The following is a 14,982-nucleotide window of genomic DNA, read 5'->3' on the forward strand; positions in this document are numbered from 1 at the left end:
AGATTTTATCGTATAAAACCTCTACTGCTTGCGGATTTGACATCTCTGAACCTTTCATATTCTTTACGGATTTCCTCTATAGTACAGCATGCTGCCTATTTAGACAGCGAATTTATTATTTTTATGGTCACCATGCAAATTTATCAGCTATCGTATTATTGATATTACGTTTTTGAACAAATCTTCAGGAATAAAAAAATTAAGCCTCACGCAAGTTCTCGAATTAATTTTCTACATTTACAACCTTACAAAAAAGAAATATAATAATTTATGCATGTGAATGACGTACAAAAGACATTCAGAAATATACACAGAATCATAAAGAATATACAATGAAAACAAAGAATCTATTCGGACTATTACTATTCATATGTACAATCAGTTTCGTTTGTTGCAATGACGAAGACAACACGGAACCGGCATATCGCTTAGAATTATCCGAAAACACGTGTGAAGTGATGCAAGGACGCAGCAGTTCAATCAATTTGATTTCCAATGAAAACACGACACTGGATATAGCCGATCCTGAACTGATCGATGCCGCTTACAAATGGGGCAGTCATGATAATTTCACTGCTGCCATCGAAATCACAGGCAAGCAGAAAGGCGAAACCAGCATTATCGTTACCGACCATGAAACAGGAGAATCAGCCACAATAAAGGTGAAAGTAACAGAATATCCGATGCCGCGGATCGCCGTAAAACAGTCCAAAGGAAACATTTTCGATCTTATGGATTTTTATATCTATAATGAAGGGACACAACCGATACTATTAAAAGAACTCGATGCCGTTTGCGATTCAATAGTCTGGACGGTAAAGGAACAGAACGGCAGTTATCAGGTATTCTATCACAAAGCAGATGAAGGTTACCATGAAGACCATCTGAGTATGGGATGGGGACACTGTTTCAAATTTCCCGGCGAGTATAAAGCCTACCTGACCGCATGGAAAGAGAACAAGGTGGTTTCCCGTGACTCACTTGATATAACGGTCACTGATGACAAGGATTTTTTGGGTTATAACTGGACAGATATTACAAAAACCTCACAGGCATGGACATTATATGCCGATGTACTTGGCAGCAGCCCCGACCTGATGGTTACATCCGGCCTGAACGGTACTGTTCCGTCCGTTGAAGTGAAAGTTTCCAACGAGGACAATATCCAAAGCTACAACGAGCTTTACGACTATTTCTGCAAACTCTATTCCCAGCCTACGTATGACGATCAAAAGGAAAAGCAGAAGATATTCAAACTGTATGACGAGCTGTTTTCGGAACAGAAAAAATACCCCAATGACTATCCTTGTGCCATTTGGGTGACCGAACGTGTCAATTTCGTTTTGTTGATGCTTGAAGATGGATCCCAATATGCAATTTATGCAGAACCTGCCCGGCCATGATGTAAATTTATCAGTTATCATTTATGGGTATTACATTCAATTCTTTCAGAAGTACAAGTTTTTCAACATTTTTCATAACTTTGCCCCTCATAAAGCAAAAGATTCTGATTATATGAAAAAGAGTATTTCTGGTATTATTACCTATCTATTATTTACACTGACTTTTTTTAACGGTTGCAGCAATGATTCTGATGAAACGAAAGTAACCTATACCTATTCTCTATTGGTTGATTATACAGGCAAAGAATCTACAGGTGATTCAGATCCGGCACTTATCGCCATCGACAAGAAGATGGAAAATGTCAGGATACAAATCAATAACACATTTGCAGATTATTCACAATGGGAAGTCACAGGAAAAGGAGAAACAAAAGAAGATGCGGAAAAAGATGCAGATTCGCAGGCTCTGACTGTCTTTAACCAATACAAGGATCAGATCGAAGACAAATTAAACCTGTTGGAGAATGATTTTGCTCAATGGCGCAAGGAATATTCCGAACAGCTAATGACATCCACCGAAAACGGATACCGCAAATACACGTTAACGTATATGCTTAAAAGAGAAGAAAAAACTTCAAGTCAACCGAGTTACGGGAAAATTGTAGAACTCGGCAAGCAACATAAGCTCGAAGTTTATTCACAACAAAGCTACGAATAACAATACATTAATATTATATAGAAAAAAGCTGAGTATCTCACATTTTCAGTAAGATACTCTGCTTTTTTATAACTTAAATTTGTATCCGACAGATATTCCAAACAGAAACTCCTGTTCATTTATACAATTCTGAAAGCAGTTGACACCCATAAAAACTTTTTTCATTTCGACTCCGACTTCTGCCGTGGCGCCTACCTGAACTTCCGAACCCGTACCGAAATAAGCACCTCCATTCAAACGAAGATTTGCCTTTTCCCTTAATGGAATATGGAATGATGCATAAACCGGGATATTAAAATCAATATCCCATGTATTCGAATTACCGATAGCCGATCTATTTGCCGTATGCAGCAGCACTCCAGTCTGAATTGAAAATAACGCTGATTGCGGAAAATTTATATAGGCTCCCGCATGAAGCCCCCATACATCTCCTCCCATTATTCCAGTACGTGCCTCTATATCAGCGGCCTGCACATGATTAAAAGCAGAGAACAATGCAATAACAATTAATACTAATGACTTTTTCATCATAATTCATTTATTTACAAAGTGTAAACGGGATAAATACAGATATATTACAATCGAAGATTTATCCCTATCAGTAAACTACCTCTCAATTGTGTATGACAACTCATTATCACCAGAAGAAAAAGAAATAATATAAGAATACACATATTCAACGAAAAGGAAGTTTATAGGCTACATATACACTCCATGTTCTGTTTTTTAAATCATCAGCACCTCTAATAGGAAAAAAATCTGATAATTTGGAAATTCCCAAATCATACAATACTCCTATTTGTAAATCATACATAACTAATTCTATATTAAAACTACAACCAATATCCCAGCGATTCATACCGGGGAAAACCTTTCTTCCATAAGAGGATGTCTCAAAGGAGATAGATTCAAAAGGCCTTATACCTGCCTTATAAGTATTATCCAGTCGCCCTATAGAACCTTTCCCTGAAAGTCCATAAGAAAAATAAGGCCCGCTTTTTAACCGGATAGATAAGTCTTTATACAAAGAATGACCTATCGACAACATCAAAGGTATTTTCATATATGTTGTTTTCAAATCCATAGATACCAAATCGGCATTTATCGGATATTCTGATATGTTTATAGTTCCTTTTATATTATTAGCCCCTTTTTGAGTAATATAAATTCCACTTTCTAATCCCCAAAAGGAAGAAAAATTATACAAAGCAGACACTCCTACATTATAAGAGATAAAAGACTGAGAAGACTCAATACCGGATAAAGAAGAAATATTAAACCCCACATTGGGTGATACAGATAGTTGTGAATGCAGTGATGTAAAATTCAATATACAAATAGAAATTATACAGAAAAATATCTTCATAACCTTTTATGTTAAACTATAATTTACAAACCAATCGATTCCAATTTTCACTTTATTACATATACTATTTACCGGGAAAATCAGTTATAATAACTTTGATATATTCTTCACCGTTCTTCAAGTCCAATGTCAATTCTCTACTCTCCTCATCAATAAAAACCTCTATAAGAGGTTGCGGAGACCTGAACTGATCTTTTAAAACAATTTCCTTTTTAGCAAAACCGGAAGCCATTATACACAACAACAATACGACTAATATCGATCTATTCATATTCACTATCAAGATTAAAATTTCAGGGGCAAAGGTACAGGTCTAATCTTAAACAGAAGGCCGAAATCTATCAAAGGATATGTATGGGAACAAATACTCAATATCTGAATAAAGTACTAATAATCAAAGATCAAAATATCTAATACATATAAAAACATATGTATGAAGTATCAAATTACCCTTTTCGAAGCATCAAATCACAAGCCGAAAATAAACTCTTCTAACGTTGTATTGGTATTTTCTAATTTGCCTTTCTTCATGATACGATAACGTTTATGGCTGACAGAAGTAGGCTGGATATTTAAAAGAATAGATAATTGCTGACTGTTTAATCCAATTTTCAGCAAACAGCAAAAACGTATCTCATCTTCAGTTAGATTTGAAAAGCTATTTTGTAAGTTATCGATAAAGAACAAATAAGTAGTTTTAAATATTTCTTTTAGCGCCAACCATTCCTGATCTGTTAACGAATACTTTTTAGCATCTTCCACCGATTGAGAGTTTTTAATTATTTTTTTATAGACAGCAGAACTCTTCAATATATTTTCCCTGATATTTAAAATATCGGCACTCAATCCTTCTACCGCAAATTCCTTTTCTTGCAAGGTCTGGTTTGCAGCCGTGATTTTTTTTTGTTGGTTAAGTATATATTTATTTTTTAAAGCAACTCTGTATTTATATAATACAAACAAAGACAGACTCACCAATAACAACAAAATGCAAATAATAAAAATATCCTGATTCCTAATTTGCAACTCATTATTATCATTCAATAAATTTGCATAGTCATATCTTCTTTCTACTTTTAGAACATCCATCCGAGCTTGTAAATCCGATATAGAATCTACATAATTAACGTACTGTTCATAATAACTCAATGATAAAGAATAATTTCCCAGTTCTTTTTCCAATATATATGATCGATACAACAGACCGCCTGTCAATTTACGCTTCGGAGTACGATATTTAGAAGCCATTTCTATATACTCCCGTGCCTTTCCGTATTCCTTTTTTCGTGTATATAAATCAGCCAAAGCCAAATAGGTAGGAGCACTACCTGCTTTATCATAAGCAATCGATTGAAATAAGTATTTTTCTGCCAATGAATAATTACCCAATTCATTATAGTTAACCCCTAAACGATTAGTCATAGAACTTAGCAATAATGAATCATTCATATTCAATGCCAACCGATAGGCTTTAAAAAAAGATTCCGAAGCCTCTCCATACTCTTCTTTTAATGTATGAATCCACCCGATATCACGAATCGAATAAATATAATTCAGGCTATCTCCTCCCTTTAGATAATACTCTCCGGATAATTGGTGAAAATGCTGTGCCTCATCGTAATTATCATCATAATCATGTAATCCGGCAATTTTATTATACAATTTCCCGACCAGCAAATATTTTTTCGCATTTTTCGCTATCTCTACCGCTTGTAAATAAGATTTCATAGCCCACTCAAAATCGGTCTCCTCCTCATAGGACATTCCCAAATACAACAGGCAATTCATCTTTTCTTCTTGCGAACCATGTTTTTCGTAATAAGTATTTGCCCTCTCCATTTGAGGGACAAACGGCATATCCTCACCTAACTGTTCGGATAAACCGGCATAGATCAAACAGAAATGAGCAAAGATTTTATCATTCAGCACATCCGGATTAGTAATGCTTTCTAAAAGAGAAAAAGCGCTATCCGGTTGTTCAATCCGGATCAACTCTTCCGCTTCCTTTATCTTTATACTGATCTCATTGTTACTTTTACATGAAAAGAACAAACAGAAAAGAATAAATAGTAGTATAGCGTTTTTCATATCAATACTTGTGTGCTGTTTTGAAATGCAATATCCGAATAAAAAGCCATACACACAAATTTGCAAAAGTATTTTCAACACAAAAAATCCAACTAAAATACATTCATTGAAATATCAACAAGACACACATTACTATAAAATAAAACCATAATGCTTCCTTTTATATGCTTCCGATATCAACCATCTTACACAAAACAGATGAACCAGAAGAAGAATAAACACATAAATTAACATTAGACATATCAATAGCAATTCTCTACCTTCGTTTAAAGCAAATTTCAATCTCGTTTAAAACGAAATATTTTCCCTTTTAAACGAAATGGGACTTTATTTAAGGCTAAATTTTTGTTAATTACAGATGAGTAACTCTGTTTTTAATCACTTTTTCACGTTAAAACACCTGCTTTAGAACAGATTTTTTTTCTAGAAAGAGTAACAACACCAACAAAAACAAAACAACAAATTCACACGAATATAAAACATCTTCATTCCCTCTTCCACATAATCATAAAAAAACGATTCATAAAGCAACAATCATCCAACAAATATCAAAATAACGATATTCATAAACATCGTGTAAGATGAATAAAAAGCTCCACTCTCCATAAAAGATACATACAAGCCACAGACAAAAGAGTTCATTTTACATTTTGATATTTCTATTCTCAAAATTGGACACAAATACTGACAAACCTTAGAACCTGGTTTATTAAGTATATATTCTTAGGTATACTATCAAAAAGTCAATTCAAGCCAACAAGAAAGAAATAAGTCATATACTCGATACCATAAAATCACGAACATCATACATTTTGTATCATACAAAATGTATGATACTCTTTGCCTATCGGCACAAACCTTGCCCCCTTATCGACAGTCGGTATAGTTTTGGATTTTGACAATTTTCTTGTCAAATCTGACACAAGTACAGGTTCGCTATTTGAGCATCGACAAAAATCATATACATTTGTCGCAATCCATCTAGAACTAAACTTTGTCGATATGAAACTTAAATCCGGTATTTCAATTCTTTTGTCATTTCTTTTTGTTTTGACAGCAAATGCAACTCTTACCCCTGTCAGGCTCACCTGCGAATACCTGGTCGATCCCTCCGTTATAGATGCCCGGCATCCCCGGTTGTCGTGGATCAATACAGCCGCTCCCGGTGAACGAGGACAACAGCAGACCGCCTATCAGATACGGGTTGCTTCATCGGCCGATAAACTGAAAAAGGAACAGGCCGACCTTTGGGACAGTGGTAAGAAAAAAAGTAGCCAGTCCTTTCTGCTTCGTTACGAAGGAAAGCCGTTACAATCGAGACAGGAATGCTGGTGGCAAGTCCGCGTTTGGGATGCCAATGGAAAAATATCGGACTGGAGTGAACCTGCCTGCTGGAATATGGGATTGCTGAATGCCGATGAATGGAAAGCGCAATGGATCGGTGCTCCCTGGCAAGGCGAAGAAGCCACGGCAAAATCGGCAGACAAAACACTTCCTCCTGCCCCACTCTTCCGAAAAGATTTTACCGTTTCCAAAGAAATAGCTTCAGCAAAAATCTATATCAGCGGATTGGGTTATTTTGAATTATATCTGAACGGAGAAAAAGTCGGCAACGACGTTCTGGTTCCCAACCAGACCAATTATGGGAAACGGGACGACCTAGATGTGACCCGTGTGACCCTCGACGATAATTTCAAAGGCTATAATGTACTCTATCTCTGCTACGACCTGAAAGAAGCATTAAAACAAGGTAAAAATGCACTCGGCTGCCTGTTAGGCAACGGCTTCTATAATGCGGCGCTAAGCTGGACGATGCCCTACGGATCGCCACGCCTGATCGCACAGTTACATATCGGCTACACCGACGGCAGCGAGGAGGTCATCACATCGGACACATCCTGGAAAGTATCCCGTAGCGCCATTATCTTAGATGGAATTTACCAGGGAGAACATTATGACGCCCGGCTGGAACAGCCGGATTGGTGCTCACCGGACAAACCGGCTAACGGATGGGAGTCTGCCGTCGTACGGAAAGCGCCGGAAGGTGAACTACAGGCACAGATGTCTCATTCCGACAAGGTTATGGAAGTCTTGAAACCGAAAAAGATCACACGACTGGAAAACGGGAATTACAAAGTCGATTTCGGGGAAGAAATATCCGGCTGGGTACATCTGCATAATATGCAGGGAGAAGCCGGCCGGAAAGTGGAAATCCGTTATATCTGTGAATCGCCGAACGGTTCCAACTCTTATACGATGAAAGGAGACGGACCGGAATCGTATGCCGCCCGCTTTACCTGGTTTGTCTTCCGGGAAGCAGAGATTATCAACTGGCCGGGTGAACTCCGGGAAAATAACCTGACAGCGGAAGCTGTATATACGGAGCTTGAGACGACCGGACATTTCGACTGCTCAAACCCGCTTTTCAACCAGATCAATAAGATATGGAGACGAAGCCTGACAGACAACTCGCACGGCAGTATTATCAGCGACTGTCCCCATCGGGAGCGTTCCGCCTATACCGGCGACGGACAGGTGGCTTGCGTCACCGTCATGCATAATTATGATGCCGCAGCTTTATATACCAAATGGATCAAAGACATATTGCTTGCCCAGAACAAAGCGACCGGTTATGTTCCGAACGGTGCACCCTGGCAACCCGGCTGCGGAGGCGGCGTGGCATGGGGAGCTGCTATGAACATTATGCCGTGGGAGTTTTATCAGCATTATGCTGATAAAGATTTGCTGGCTGCCAATTATACCGGAATGAAAGAACAGCTCCGGTACATGCAAACCTGGGTAGATTCCGACGGCATCATGCTTTCGCAGATAAAAAGCAACGGAAACGTCAGCGAATGGCACAACCTGGGAGAATGGTGCCCGGCAGACGGATTCCCTCCGAAAGACCTGGTTCATACATTCTATCTCTGGCGTTGTGCCGATCTTACGGCAAAAGCGGCATCAGCACTGGGAGAGAAAAAGGATGCAAGCCTTTTCTCCGCTCTGGCAGAGAAAACACGGCAGGCTTTCCACAAACGTTTTTATAATCCGGAGACTAAAACGTATGGTCCTTCAGGCAGCAATATCTTCGCTCTGGTGATGGGAGTTCCGGATGAAGTAAAGAAAGATGTACAGGAAACGGTACGGGAAGAAGTGCGTGCCCATAACGGACACTTATACACTGGTATTTTCGGTACTCAATTCTTTTTTGAGACACTGGCAGACAACGGGATGAATGAACTGGCTTATGAAGCCATGGATAAAAAAGACATGCCCGGTTACGGCTGGTGGATTTCCCAGGGTGCCACTACCACCTGGGAGGAATGGAACGGTAACAATTCCCGGAATCATCCGATGTTCGGCGGCGGTTTCACCTGGTTTTACCGGAAACTGGCGGGTTTGAACACTGATCAGAAGGAAGTCGGCTACAAACATATCATCATCAAACCGTGCCCTCCCGAAGCTATTTCTTATGCAACTTATTCAACCCGCACTCCGTATGGCGTTGCCGGCGTAGACTGGAAAAAACAGGAGAAGAGTTTCAAAATGAATGTGGAAGTTCCGGTCGGAAGTCATGCCACGGTTTATCTTCCCCTTATTTCCGGAAAAATAGTGAAAGAGAGCGATAATGCTATCAATAAAGTAAAAGGAATCAGTTTTAAAGGTATACAGGATGGATATGCTGTTATGGAAGTGCCATCCGGAAAATATAGCTTTGAAACGGATTAAAAAAGAAACCCCTCTTTTTACTTTACAGAAGAAAATAACGCTTCTGCTATCAGCAAATCGAACGGTGTCGTTAGCTTGATATTCTCACGATTTCCGGGAACCAGCTGAACCGATATCCCGGCAGCCTCAACAACAGATGCATCATCCGTGAAAAGGGGGGTAAAAGGCTGCTCGTATGCTTTTAATAATATGTCACTGCGAAAAACCTGTGGTGTCTGTACCGCAACATACCGTCCGCGATCTACCGGATGCGACTCGTTTCCGTCCGTCTCGCGCAATGAATCGATCATAGGCAACACTGGGATTGCCGCCCCACTTTGTTCTGCTTCCGCAAAACAGCTGCCGATCACTTCGGAAGAGACAAACGGGCGTACGCCGTCGTGCACTGCAACCAGGGCTTTTTCATTCCTCCCGGATGTATTTCCAATTTCTTCCGAAAGGAACTGCAATCCGTTCCGGACGGAATGAAAACGGGTCTCGCCGCCATTCGCTATCCGGTGAGGTGCTTTACACCCGATCTCCCGGCAAAGCATATTCCAATAAGGTTGATGATCTTCGGGGAGAACCAGTATCAATTCTGCCGAAGCATCCCAACGGTGAAATGTGTCCAATGTATGCATCAGGATGGGTTTCCCTTCCAGCGGGATAAACTGCTTAGGCAGATCCCCTCCCATCCGGAGTCCTTTTCCCCCGGCTACGATCAATACATATTTACGCATCACTCCAATTCCTCCAAAACCTTTTTTACATCTTCATCCACCTTATACAGTTTCTCTTTACACAGCTTGATTAAACGGGTTGCCTCCTTCACTTTCTCGGAGAGTATATCCACATCCAATTCGCCGTTCTCTATATCGGCAACGATCTTCCGCAGTTTTTCAACCGCTTCATTGTATGTTTCCTCTTTCTTTGTCATATTTCTGAATGATTTATTTTTTAACGATACTCTTCACCTCACCATCCGCAAACCGCGTGACCAGCTCGTCACCGGAACTCAACTCGGTTGCATGTTTGATGATTTTACCATCTTTCAGGGCCAGGCTGTATCCCCGTTTCAGTACATAGTCGGGAGAAGCCATTTTGATAAACTGCTCTGTCAGTTGGATAAAACGGGCATCTTCCGCCAAACGGGAAGTTACACGGTTCTGCAATTGCATCTGCATACTTTCCAATGCCGAACGACGGCGAAGCAACATGGCAGAAGCAGACGCCGGCAGCTTATTTCCGACCATTTGCAGGAATGACCGGTTACGTTCGATCCGGTTCGTTACGATCACCGGCAGACGCGCGCCCAGTAATTGCAGAAAATTCTTCTGCTTCAGCAGTATATTATTAGCCAGTTCGCAGACATCCTGTTGAAGTTCTTCCAGTTCTTCAGCGGCGGCATCCATACGGCCGATCAGGAACTCTGCCACTGCTGTAGGCGTTTTCATCCGTGTATGGGCAACCATATCGAGAATGGTATCATCGCGCTCATGCCCGATACCGGTTATCACAGGTAGCGGAAACTGGGCACAGTTAGCCGCCAGCAGATAGGAATCGAAACTATTCAGATCCGATGTGGAACCACCCCCGCGGATGATCACGACCACATCAAAACAGTCGATATGATGATAAATACGGTCGAGTGCAGCAATAACCGACTCTTCCGTCCTTTCTCCCTGCATCAGCGCAGGGAATAGTTTTGTATAGAAGGAATAACCGGCTTTATTACCCCCCAGCTGATTTAGGAAATCCTCATAACCGGCAGCCGTAGGTGAAGTAACGACGGCAATACGTTTCGGCAGGACAGGGAACGGTAATTCCTTATTCAGCGTAAACACGCCTTCTTCCTTCAACTGGCGGATGATCTCCATCCGCTTCCGCAACATATCCCCCAACGTATAGGCCGGATCGATATCCAGCACTGTCAGGCTGTATCCGTATAACTCATGGAACTCGACGGATACTTTTACCAACACTTTCAACCCGGAAGCAAACAATTGTCCAGTCTCCATCTCGAAATAAGGTTTCAGCATCCGGAACGTCTTTGCCCATATCGAGCCGCGTGCTTTGGCTACCAGTTGTCCGGTTACCGGATTCTTCTCGATGAACTCCAGATAACAATGCCCGGAAGATGCATTTGTCCGCACATCGCTCATTTCCGCCCGTACCCAGCAGGTACCTGGAAATGCTTCACTGACAGCGACGTGAACCAGATTATTCAGTTCCAGCAAAGAGAACTCCCTGCGTTCATTTCCCGTATACTCCGGATTAATGTTCAGCCCTGGCATATTGCGTTCCTTTCTTATAGGCTTTATATATATTCGGAATGCCATATCCCAGTTCAGCATCAGGGCGTTTGGCCTGGCTCGATACCTCCTGCAATAAGGCTATGATCTCTTTGTTGCTTAATCCGGGCAATGCCTGCCACAAGCAGACACCCATCCCTGCCAATATAGGGGTCGCAAAGGATGTTCCGCTGGCATACCGTATATTTCCCTGCGGATCGATCACACAACTGCCCGACCCCAACGCGACAACATCCGGTTTCACACGATAATCGGCTGTAAAACCGACGGAACTGAAAACACTCTTTTTCTTTTCTTCCGTGACAGATCCTACCGTCAGGATATCCGAAGCATCCGAAGGAAAGGTGATCTTCCCCCAGCTACCGTTGCCTTCATTTCCTGCGCTACAGAACATCAGGATACCTTTCTGGCCAGCCAGATGGGCGGCCTGGCTGATCAGCGAACTCTTCCCGTCGAGGGCAGCCTGGTCGTAAGATAACTCGTCCGCATCGAAAGCAAAATAACCTAATGAAGAAGAGATCACATCCACTCCCACGCTATCGGCATATTCGACGGCCGCCGCCCAATAATCTTCTTCTATCGGATATTCCGAATCGCTGTCTTCACTCTTGATCAGCAAATAAGACGCTTTAGGGGCTGTTCCCACCATTATACCGGGCATATTGGCAGCCATACAGGATAATACTTTCGTCCCGTGATCATCAGCTTCATAAACGCTACGTCCGGGATAAATCACATTGTGCGTCCCGATCAGTTGCAGGGAATCGAATACACAGATACGGTCGACATTCTGGAAACCGGCGTCGATCACCGCAACACGCATTCCTTCTCCCCTGAATCCGGCTTCATGCAATTTGACACCGTTCAACATTTTGATCTGGTTTTCCGCATATCCGTATTTTTCTTTCAGAGGCGTATCGGATGGAACAAGGCGTATCTCCTGATCGTCTTCCTGGGCCGGAACAACATCATTGCTTCCTTTCCAGACCCATTTTACCGAATCGACCATTGCCAGCCCTTTGAGCCGGTCGGCAACAGTACTGTCCTTACTGGCGACAACCACAGTGGAAAGCCATTTGCTCTGCACTACCGGTTCTCCCCCGGTAGCAGCCAATGTATCCAGATAAGCCCGGGCAATAGGAAGATCGGAAACAGTAACAGGGGTTCCCGACTTTTTACGCCGTTGTATGGATTCTTTCGACAGGAATGCTTCCGGTTCGTCTACAGAAAATCCGGAATCGCCTTTATCTTTCAGGTAAACACGAAAACAATAACTTTCTCCGGCAGTGAGCCACGAAGAAAAGCAGCATAACAAAACAAACAGTCCTATATATTTTTTCATGGGAACATATAACTCAACCCTACAAAAGTAGTAATTGCCGTGGATATAAAAAAGCCCGGCAACTCACAAGGAGGCCGGGCTTCTATTTTTTAGAATAATTTATTCGTTGATGTTGCAGATAGGGATTTCACGTTTCACACTCTGACGCAAAGAGATCAATGTCTCCGTAGCCGTCACACCCGGTATCTCCTGAATTTTTGAATTTAACAATTCCATCAGATGTTCATTATCACGGGCATACAATTTGATCAGCATTGTGTACGGACCTGTTGTAAAATGACATTCGACTACTTCCGGAATCTTCTCGAACTCAGGTACGACATCTTTGTACATGGAACCACGTTCCAACTTTACACCGATGTATGTACAGGTATTATATCCCAGAATCTTCGGATTAATATGATAACCTGACCCAACGATCACATTCATATCAATCATGCGCTGTACCCGTTGATGGATGGCTGCACGCGACACGCCACACTCTTCAGCTACATCCTTGAAAGGAATCCTGGCATTTTTTGAAATAATGTTCAATATCTGCCGGTCCAGTTTGTCTATTTTCTCCATTTTCTCTATCGCTTTATTATACGCTCTTGTTATTTATATATCAAAAGTATATAATTATTTTCAACAATCTATCATTCTGAAAGAAAAAAAGTACTAAATAAATAATAAAAGCGGGCAAATAATGCTTTTTAGCATAATTTACCCGCCCCTTTATTTACAAATGTAATATTGTTATTTCTGGTCGTCTTTCACGATATCCAGTAATTCTATTTCAAACTTCAAAGTACTGTTCGGTTTGATATTGCTTCCGCGAGGAGGTTGTTGACCATAACCCAATTCAGCCGGAACCCAAATAATATATTTAGAACCAACCGGCATAATCTGCAGAACTTCAGTCCATCCCGCAATCACCCGGTCTACAGCAAATTCAGCAGGTTCACCGCGATCTACAGAGCTATCGAACTTAGTTCCGTCCAACAATGTACCTGTATAGTGTACTTTTACCCGATCTTCTTTTGCAGGTTTTGCACCTGTTCCTTCAGTTTCCACTTTATACTGCAAACCGCTTTCTGTAGTGATAACACCTTCTTTTGTCTTGTTTTCAGCAAGGAACTTATCTCCTTCTTCTTTTGCTTTCTCAGCTTCTTTAGCCTGAGCTTCTACAAAATAAGTGTTCAGAAAAGCCTGAGCCTGTTCCATAGTCATCTTCGCACCAGTAGTATCGTTCTTCAAAGCTGCTTCGAAACCAGCCAACAGATCGTCTACATTAACAGGACCACCAGGCATGCCTTCCAAATTCTGTTTGAACATACTTCCGTTCGCAATACCGATTGCATAGCTCGCGCTATCCGCACCAGTTTTCAGGCTGGCACTTCTTTTTGAGTCACAAGATGTGGCAGAAACGCCCAACGCTACAATAACCGTAGCAACTAAAACATTAATCTTTTTCATTTTTCTCTATAAATTATTTTACTATGTCCAATAATTCGACATCAAAAACCAATGCGCTGTTCGGTTCGATAGCTTCTCCTGCTCCATGTTCGCCATAAGCCAGGTTGGAAGGGATGAACAGTCTCCATTTGGAACCTACCGGCATTAGCTGCAATGCTTCCACCCATCCCGGGATTACCTGCGATACTCCGAATACAGCCGGTTCGCCGCGCTGTACTGAACTATCAAACACTGTACCGTTGATTAAAGTTCCGTGATAATGACATTTTACGTTGTCGGAAGCAGTCGGCGTTGGGCCTTCACCTTTCTGAAGTACCTGATATTGCAATCCGCTGGGCAGCGTTACAACACCCGCTTTTCCTTTATTGATAGTCAGGAATTCTTCGCCTGCTTTCTTATTGATTTCAAATTTTTCTTTTTGTAGCTTCATGAAGTAATCGTTGATCACCTGCTTAGCTTCGTCATAACTGATTTCAGGAGTCTGGCCGCCCAAAATATCTTTCAATCCTTTCACAAAGTCTTCAATCTGAAGATCATTAATGCCCGAGTTCTGGAAATTATTTCCGATACTTAAGCCAAGTGCATAACTTACTTTATCCATTCTTTTTCGTTTTCAACTAATTACAAGCTACAAAAGTAATGCTTTT

At 41.4% G+C, this 14,982-nt stretch carries 14 protein-coding genes; 3 read left to right on the plus strand and 11 right to left on the minus strand.

Going from position 1 to position 14,982, the window contains the following annotated elements; all coding sequences use genetic code 11:
- Positions 1–332 precede the first annotated feature (332 nt).
- Both DWW23_RS16465 and DWW23_RS16470 read left to right on the plus strand, forming a co-directional pair.
- Complete coding sequence (locus DWW23_RS16465; protein WP_122354371.1) at positions 333–1,403, plus strand: pilus assembly protein N-terminal domain-containing protein; 1,071 nt, start codon at positions 333–335, stop codon at positions 1,401–1,403.
- A gap of 112 nt (positions 1,404–1,515) precedes the next feature.
- A complete protein-coding gene (locus DWW23_RS16470; protein ID WP_147382624.1) occupies positions 1,516–2,061 on the plus strand; it encodes a hypothetical protein in 546 nt (181 codons plus the stop codon).
- Positions 2,062–2,127: 66 nt separating this feature from the next.
- On the opposite strand, the gene DWW23_RS16475 is transcribed toward DWW23_RS16470, so the two are convergent.
- The 4 genes from DWW23_RS16475 to DWW23_RS16485 form a co-directional block, all read right to left on the minus strand.
- Positions 2,128–2,589: a hypothetical protein gene (locus tag DWW23_RS16475; RefSeq protein ID WP_122354402.1), complete on the minus strand. Its 462-nt coding sequence runs from the start codon at positions 2,587–2,589 to the stop codon at positions 2,128–2,130.
- Between the two features lie 148 nt (positions 2,590–2,737).
- Positions 2,738–3,427: a porin family protein gene (locus DWW23_RS16480; protein WP_122354373.1), complete on the minus strand. Its 690-nt coding sequence runs from the start codon at positions 3,425–3,427 to the stop codon at positions 2,738–2,740.
- Between the two features lie 64 nt (positions 3,428–3,491).
- Positions 3,492–3,698 (minus strand): hypothetical protein, encoded by a 207-nt coding sequence (locus DWW23_RS26390; RefSeq protein WP_147382625.1) that lies wholly within the window; start codon positions 3,696–3,698, stop codon positions 3,492–3,494.
- Between the two features lie 197 nt (positions 3,699–3,895).
- Positions 3,896–5,515 carry a hypothetical protein gene (locus DWW23_RS16485; protein WP_122354374.1) on the minus strand — a complete coding sequence of 540 codons (1,620 nt, stop codon included), beginning with the start codon at positions 5,513–5,515 and terminating at the stop codon, positions 3,896–3,898.
- Between the two features lie 1,002 nt (positions 5,516–6,517).
- Here DWW23_RS16485 and DWW23_RS16490 point away from each other — a divergent pair.
- Positions 6,518–9,244: a family 78 glycoside hydrolase catalytic domain gene (locus tag DWW23_RS16490; RefSeq protein WP_122354375.1), complete on the plus strand. Its 2,727-nt coding sequence runs from the start codon at positions 6,518–6,520 to the stop codon at positions 9,242–9,244.
- Between the two features lie 17 nt (positions 9,245–9,261).
- Here the strand turns inward: DWW23_RS16490 and DWW23_RS16495 are convergent, their stop codons facing one another.
- The 7 genes from DWW23_RS16495 to DWW23_RS16525 form a co-directional block, all read right to left on the minus strand.
- The gene (locus DWW23_RS16495) at positions 9,262–9,963 is read right to left on the minus strand and encodes a 2-C-methyl-D-erythritol 4-phosphate cytidylyltransferase (RefSeq protein WP_122354376.1); all 702 of its coding nucleotides are present in this window, start codon (positions 9,961–9,963) and stop codon (positions 9,262–9,264) included.
- A complete protein-coding gene (xseB, locus tag DWW23_RS16500; RefSeq protein ID WP_122354377.1) occupies positions 9,963–10,160 on the minus strand; it encodes an exodeoxyribonuclease VII small subunit in 198 nt (65 codons plus the stop codon). Before xseB ends, DWW23_RS16495 begins: the two co-directional genes overlap by 1 nt.
- Before the next feature lie 13 nt (positions 10,161–10,173).
- A complete protein-coding gene (gene xseA / locus DWW23_RS16505; RefSeq protein WP_122354378.1) occupies positions 10,174–11,517 on the minus strand; it encodes an exodeoxyribonuclease VII large subunit in 1,344 nt (447 codons plus the stop codon).
- Positions 11,498–12,877 (minus strand): S8 family serine peptidase, encoded by a 1,380-nt coding sequence (locus DWW23_RS16510; RefSeq protein ID WP_122354379.1) that lies wholly within the window; start codon positions 12,875–12,877, stop codon positions 11,498–11,500. Before DWW23_RS16510 ends, xseA begins: the two co-directional genes overlap by 20 nt.
- A gap of 99 nt (positions 12,878–12,976) precedes the next feature.
- Positions 12,977–13,444: an Lrp/AsnC family transcriptional regulator gene (locus DWW23_RS16515; protein WP_005860962.1), complete on the minus strand. Its 468-nt coding sequence runs from the start codon at positions 13,442–13,444 to the stop codon at positions 12,977–12,979.
- A 171-nt stretch (positions 13,445–13,615) separates the two neighbouring features.
- Positions 13,616–14,335 (minus strand): FKBP-type peptidyl-prolyl cis-trans isomerase, encoded by a 720-nt coding sequence (locus DWW23_RS16520; RefSeq protein ID WP_122354380.1) that lies wholly within the window; start codon positions 14,333–14,335, stop codon positions 13,616–13,618.
- Positions 14,336–14,348: 13 nt separating this feature from the next.
- Entirely contained in the window at positions 14,349–14,936 is a 588-nt protein-coding gene (locus tag DWW23_RS16525) for an FKBP-type peptidyl-prolyl cis-trans isomerase (protein WP_122354381.1), read from the minus strand.
- Between the last annotated feature and the right edge of the window lie 46 nt (positions 14,937–14,982).

This window comes from Parabacteroides sp. AF14-59 (assembly GCF_003479515.1).
Classification (GTDB): domain Bacteria; phylum Bacteroidota; class Bacteroidia; order Bacteroidales; family Tannerellaceae; genus Parabacteroides; species Parabacteroides faecis.

Excerpts from the sequence above, each read along its gene's own strand:
- DWW23_RS16475 (WP_122354402.1), bottom strand. The coding sequence starts at position 2,589 with ATGAAAAAGTCATTAGTATTAATTGTTATTGCATTGTTCTCTGCTTTT.
- DWW23_RS26390 (WP_147382625.1), bottom strand. The coding sequence starts at position 3,698 with ATGAATAGATCGATATTAGTCGTATTGTTGTTGTGTATAATGGCTTCC.
- DWW23_RS16485 (WP_122354374.1), bottom strand. The coding sequence starts at position 5,515 with ATGAAAAACGCTATACTACTATTTATTCTTTTCTGTTTGTTCTTTTCA.
- DWW23_RS16515 (WP_005860962.1), bottom strand. The coding sequence starts at position 13,444 with ATGGAGAAAATAGACAAACTGGACCGGCAGATATTGAACATTATTTCA.
- DWW23_RS16465 (WP_122354371.1), top strand. The coding sequence starts at position 333 with ATGAAAACAAAGAATCTATTCGGACTATTACTATTCATATGTACAATC.
- xseB (WP_122354377.1), bottom strand. The coding sequence starts at position 10,160 with ATGACAAAGAAAGAGGAAACATACAATGAAGCGGTTGAAAAACTGCGG.
- DWW23_RS16520 (WP_122354380.1), bottom strand. The coding sequence starts at position 14,335 with ATGAAAAAGATTAATGTTTTAGTTGCTACGGTTATTGTAGCGTTGGGC.
- DWW23_RS16490 (WP_122354375.1), top strand. The coding sequence starts at position 6,518 with ATGAAACTTAAATCCGGTATTTCAATTCTTTTGTCATTTCTTTTTGTT.
- DWW23_RS16470 (WP_147382624.1), top strand. The coding sequence starts at position 1,516 with ATGAAAAAGAGTATTTCTGGTATTATTACCTATCTATTATTTACACTG.
- xseA (WP_122354378.1), bottom strand. The coding sequence starts at position 11,517 with ATGCCAGGGCTGAACATTAATCCGGAGTATACGGGAAATGAACGCAGG.
- DWW23_RS16525 (WP_122354381.1), bottom strand. The coding sequence starts at position 14,936 with ATGGATAAAGTAAGTTATGCACTTGGCTTAAGTATCGGAAATAATTTC.
- DWW23_RS16495 (WP_122354376.1), bottom strand. The coding sequence starts at position 9,963 with ATGCGTAAATATGTATTGATCGTAGCCGGGGGAAAAGGACTCCGGATG.
- DWW23_RS16480 (WP_122354373.1), bottom strand. The coding sequence starts at position 3,427 with ATGAAGATATTTTTCTGTATAATTTCTATTTGTATATTGAATTTTACA.
- DWW23_RS16510 (WP_122354379.1), bottom strand. The coding sequence starts at position 12,877 with ATGAAAAAATATATAGGACTGTTTGTTTTGTTATGCTGCTTTTCTTCG.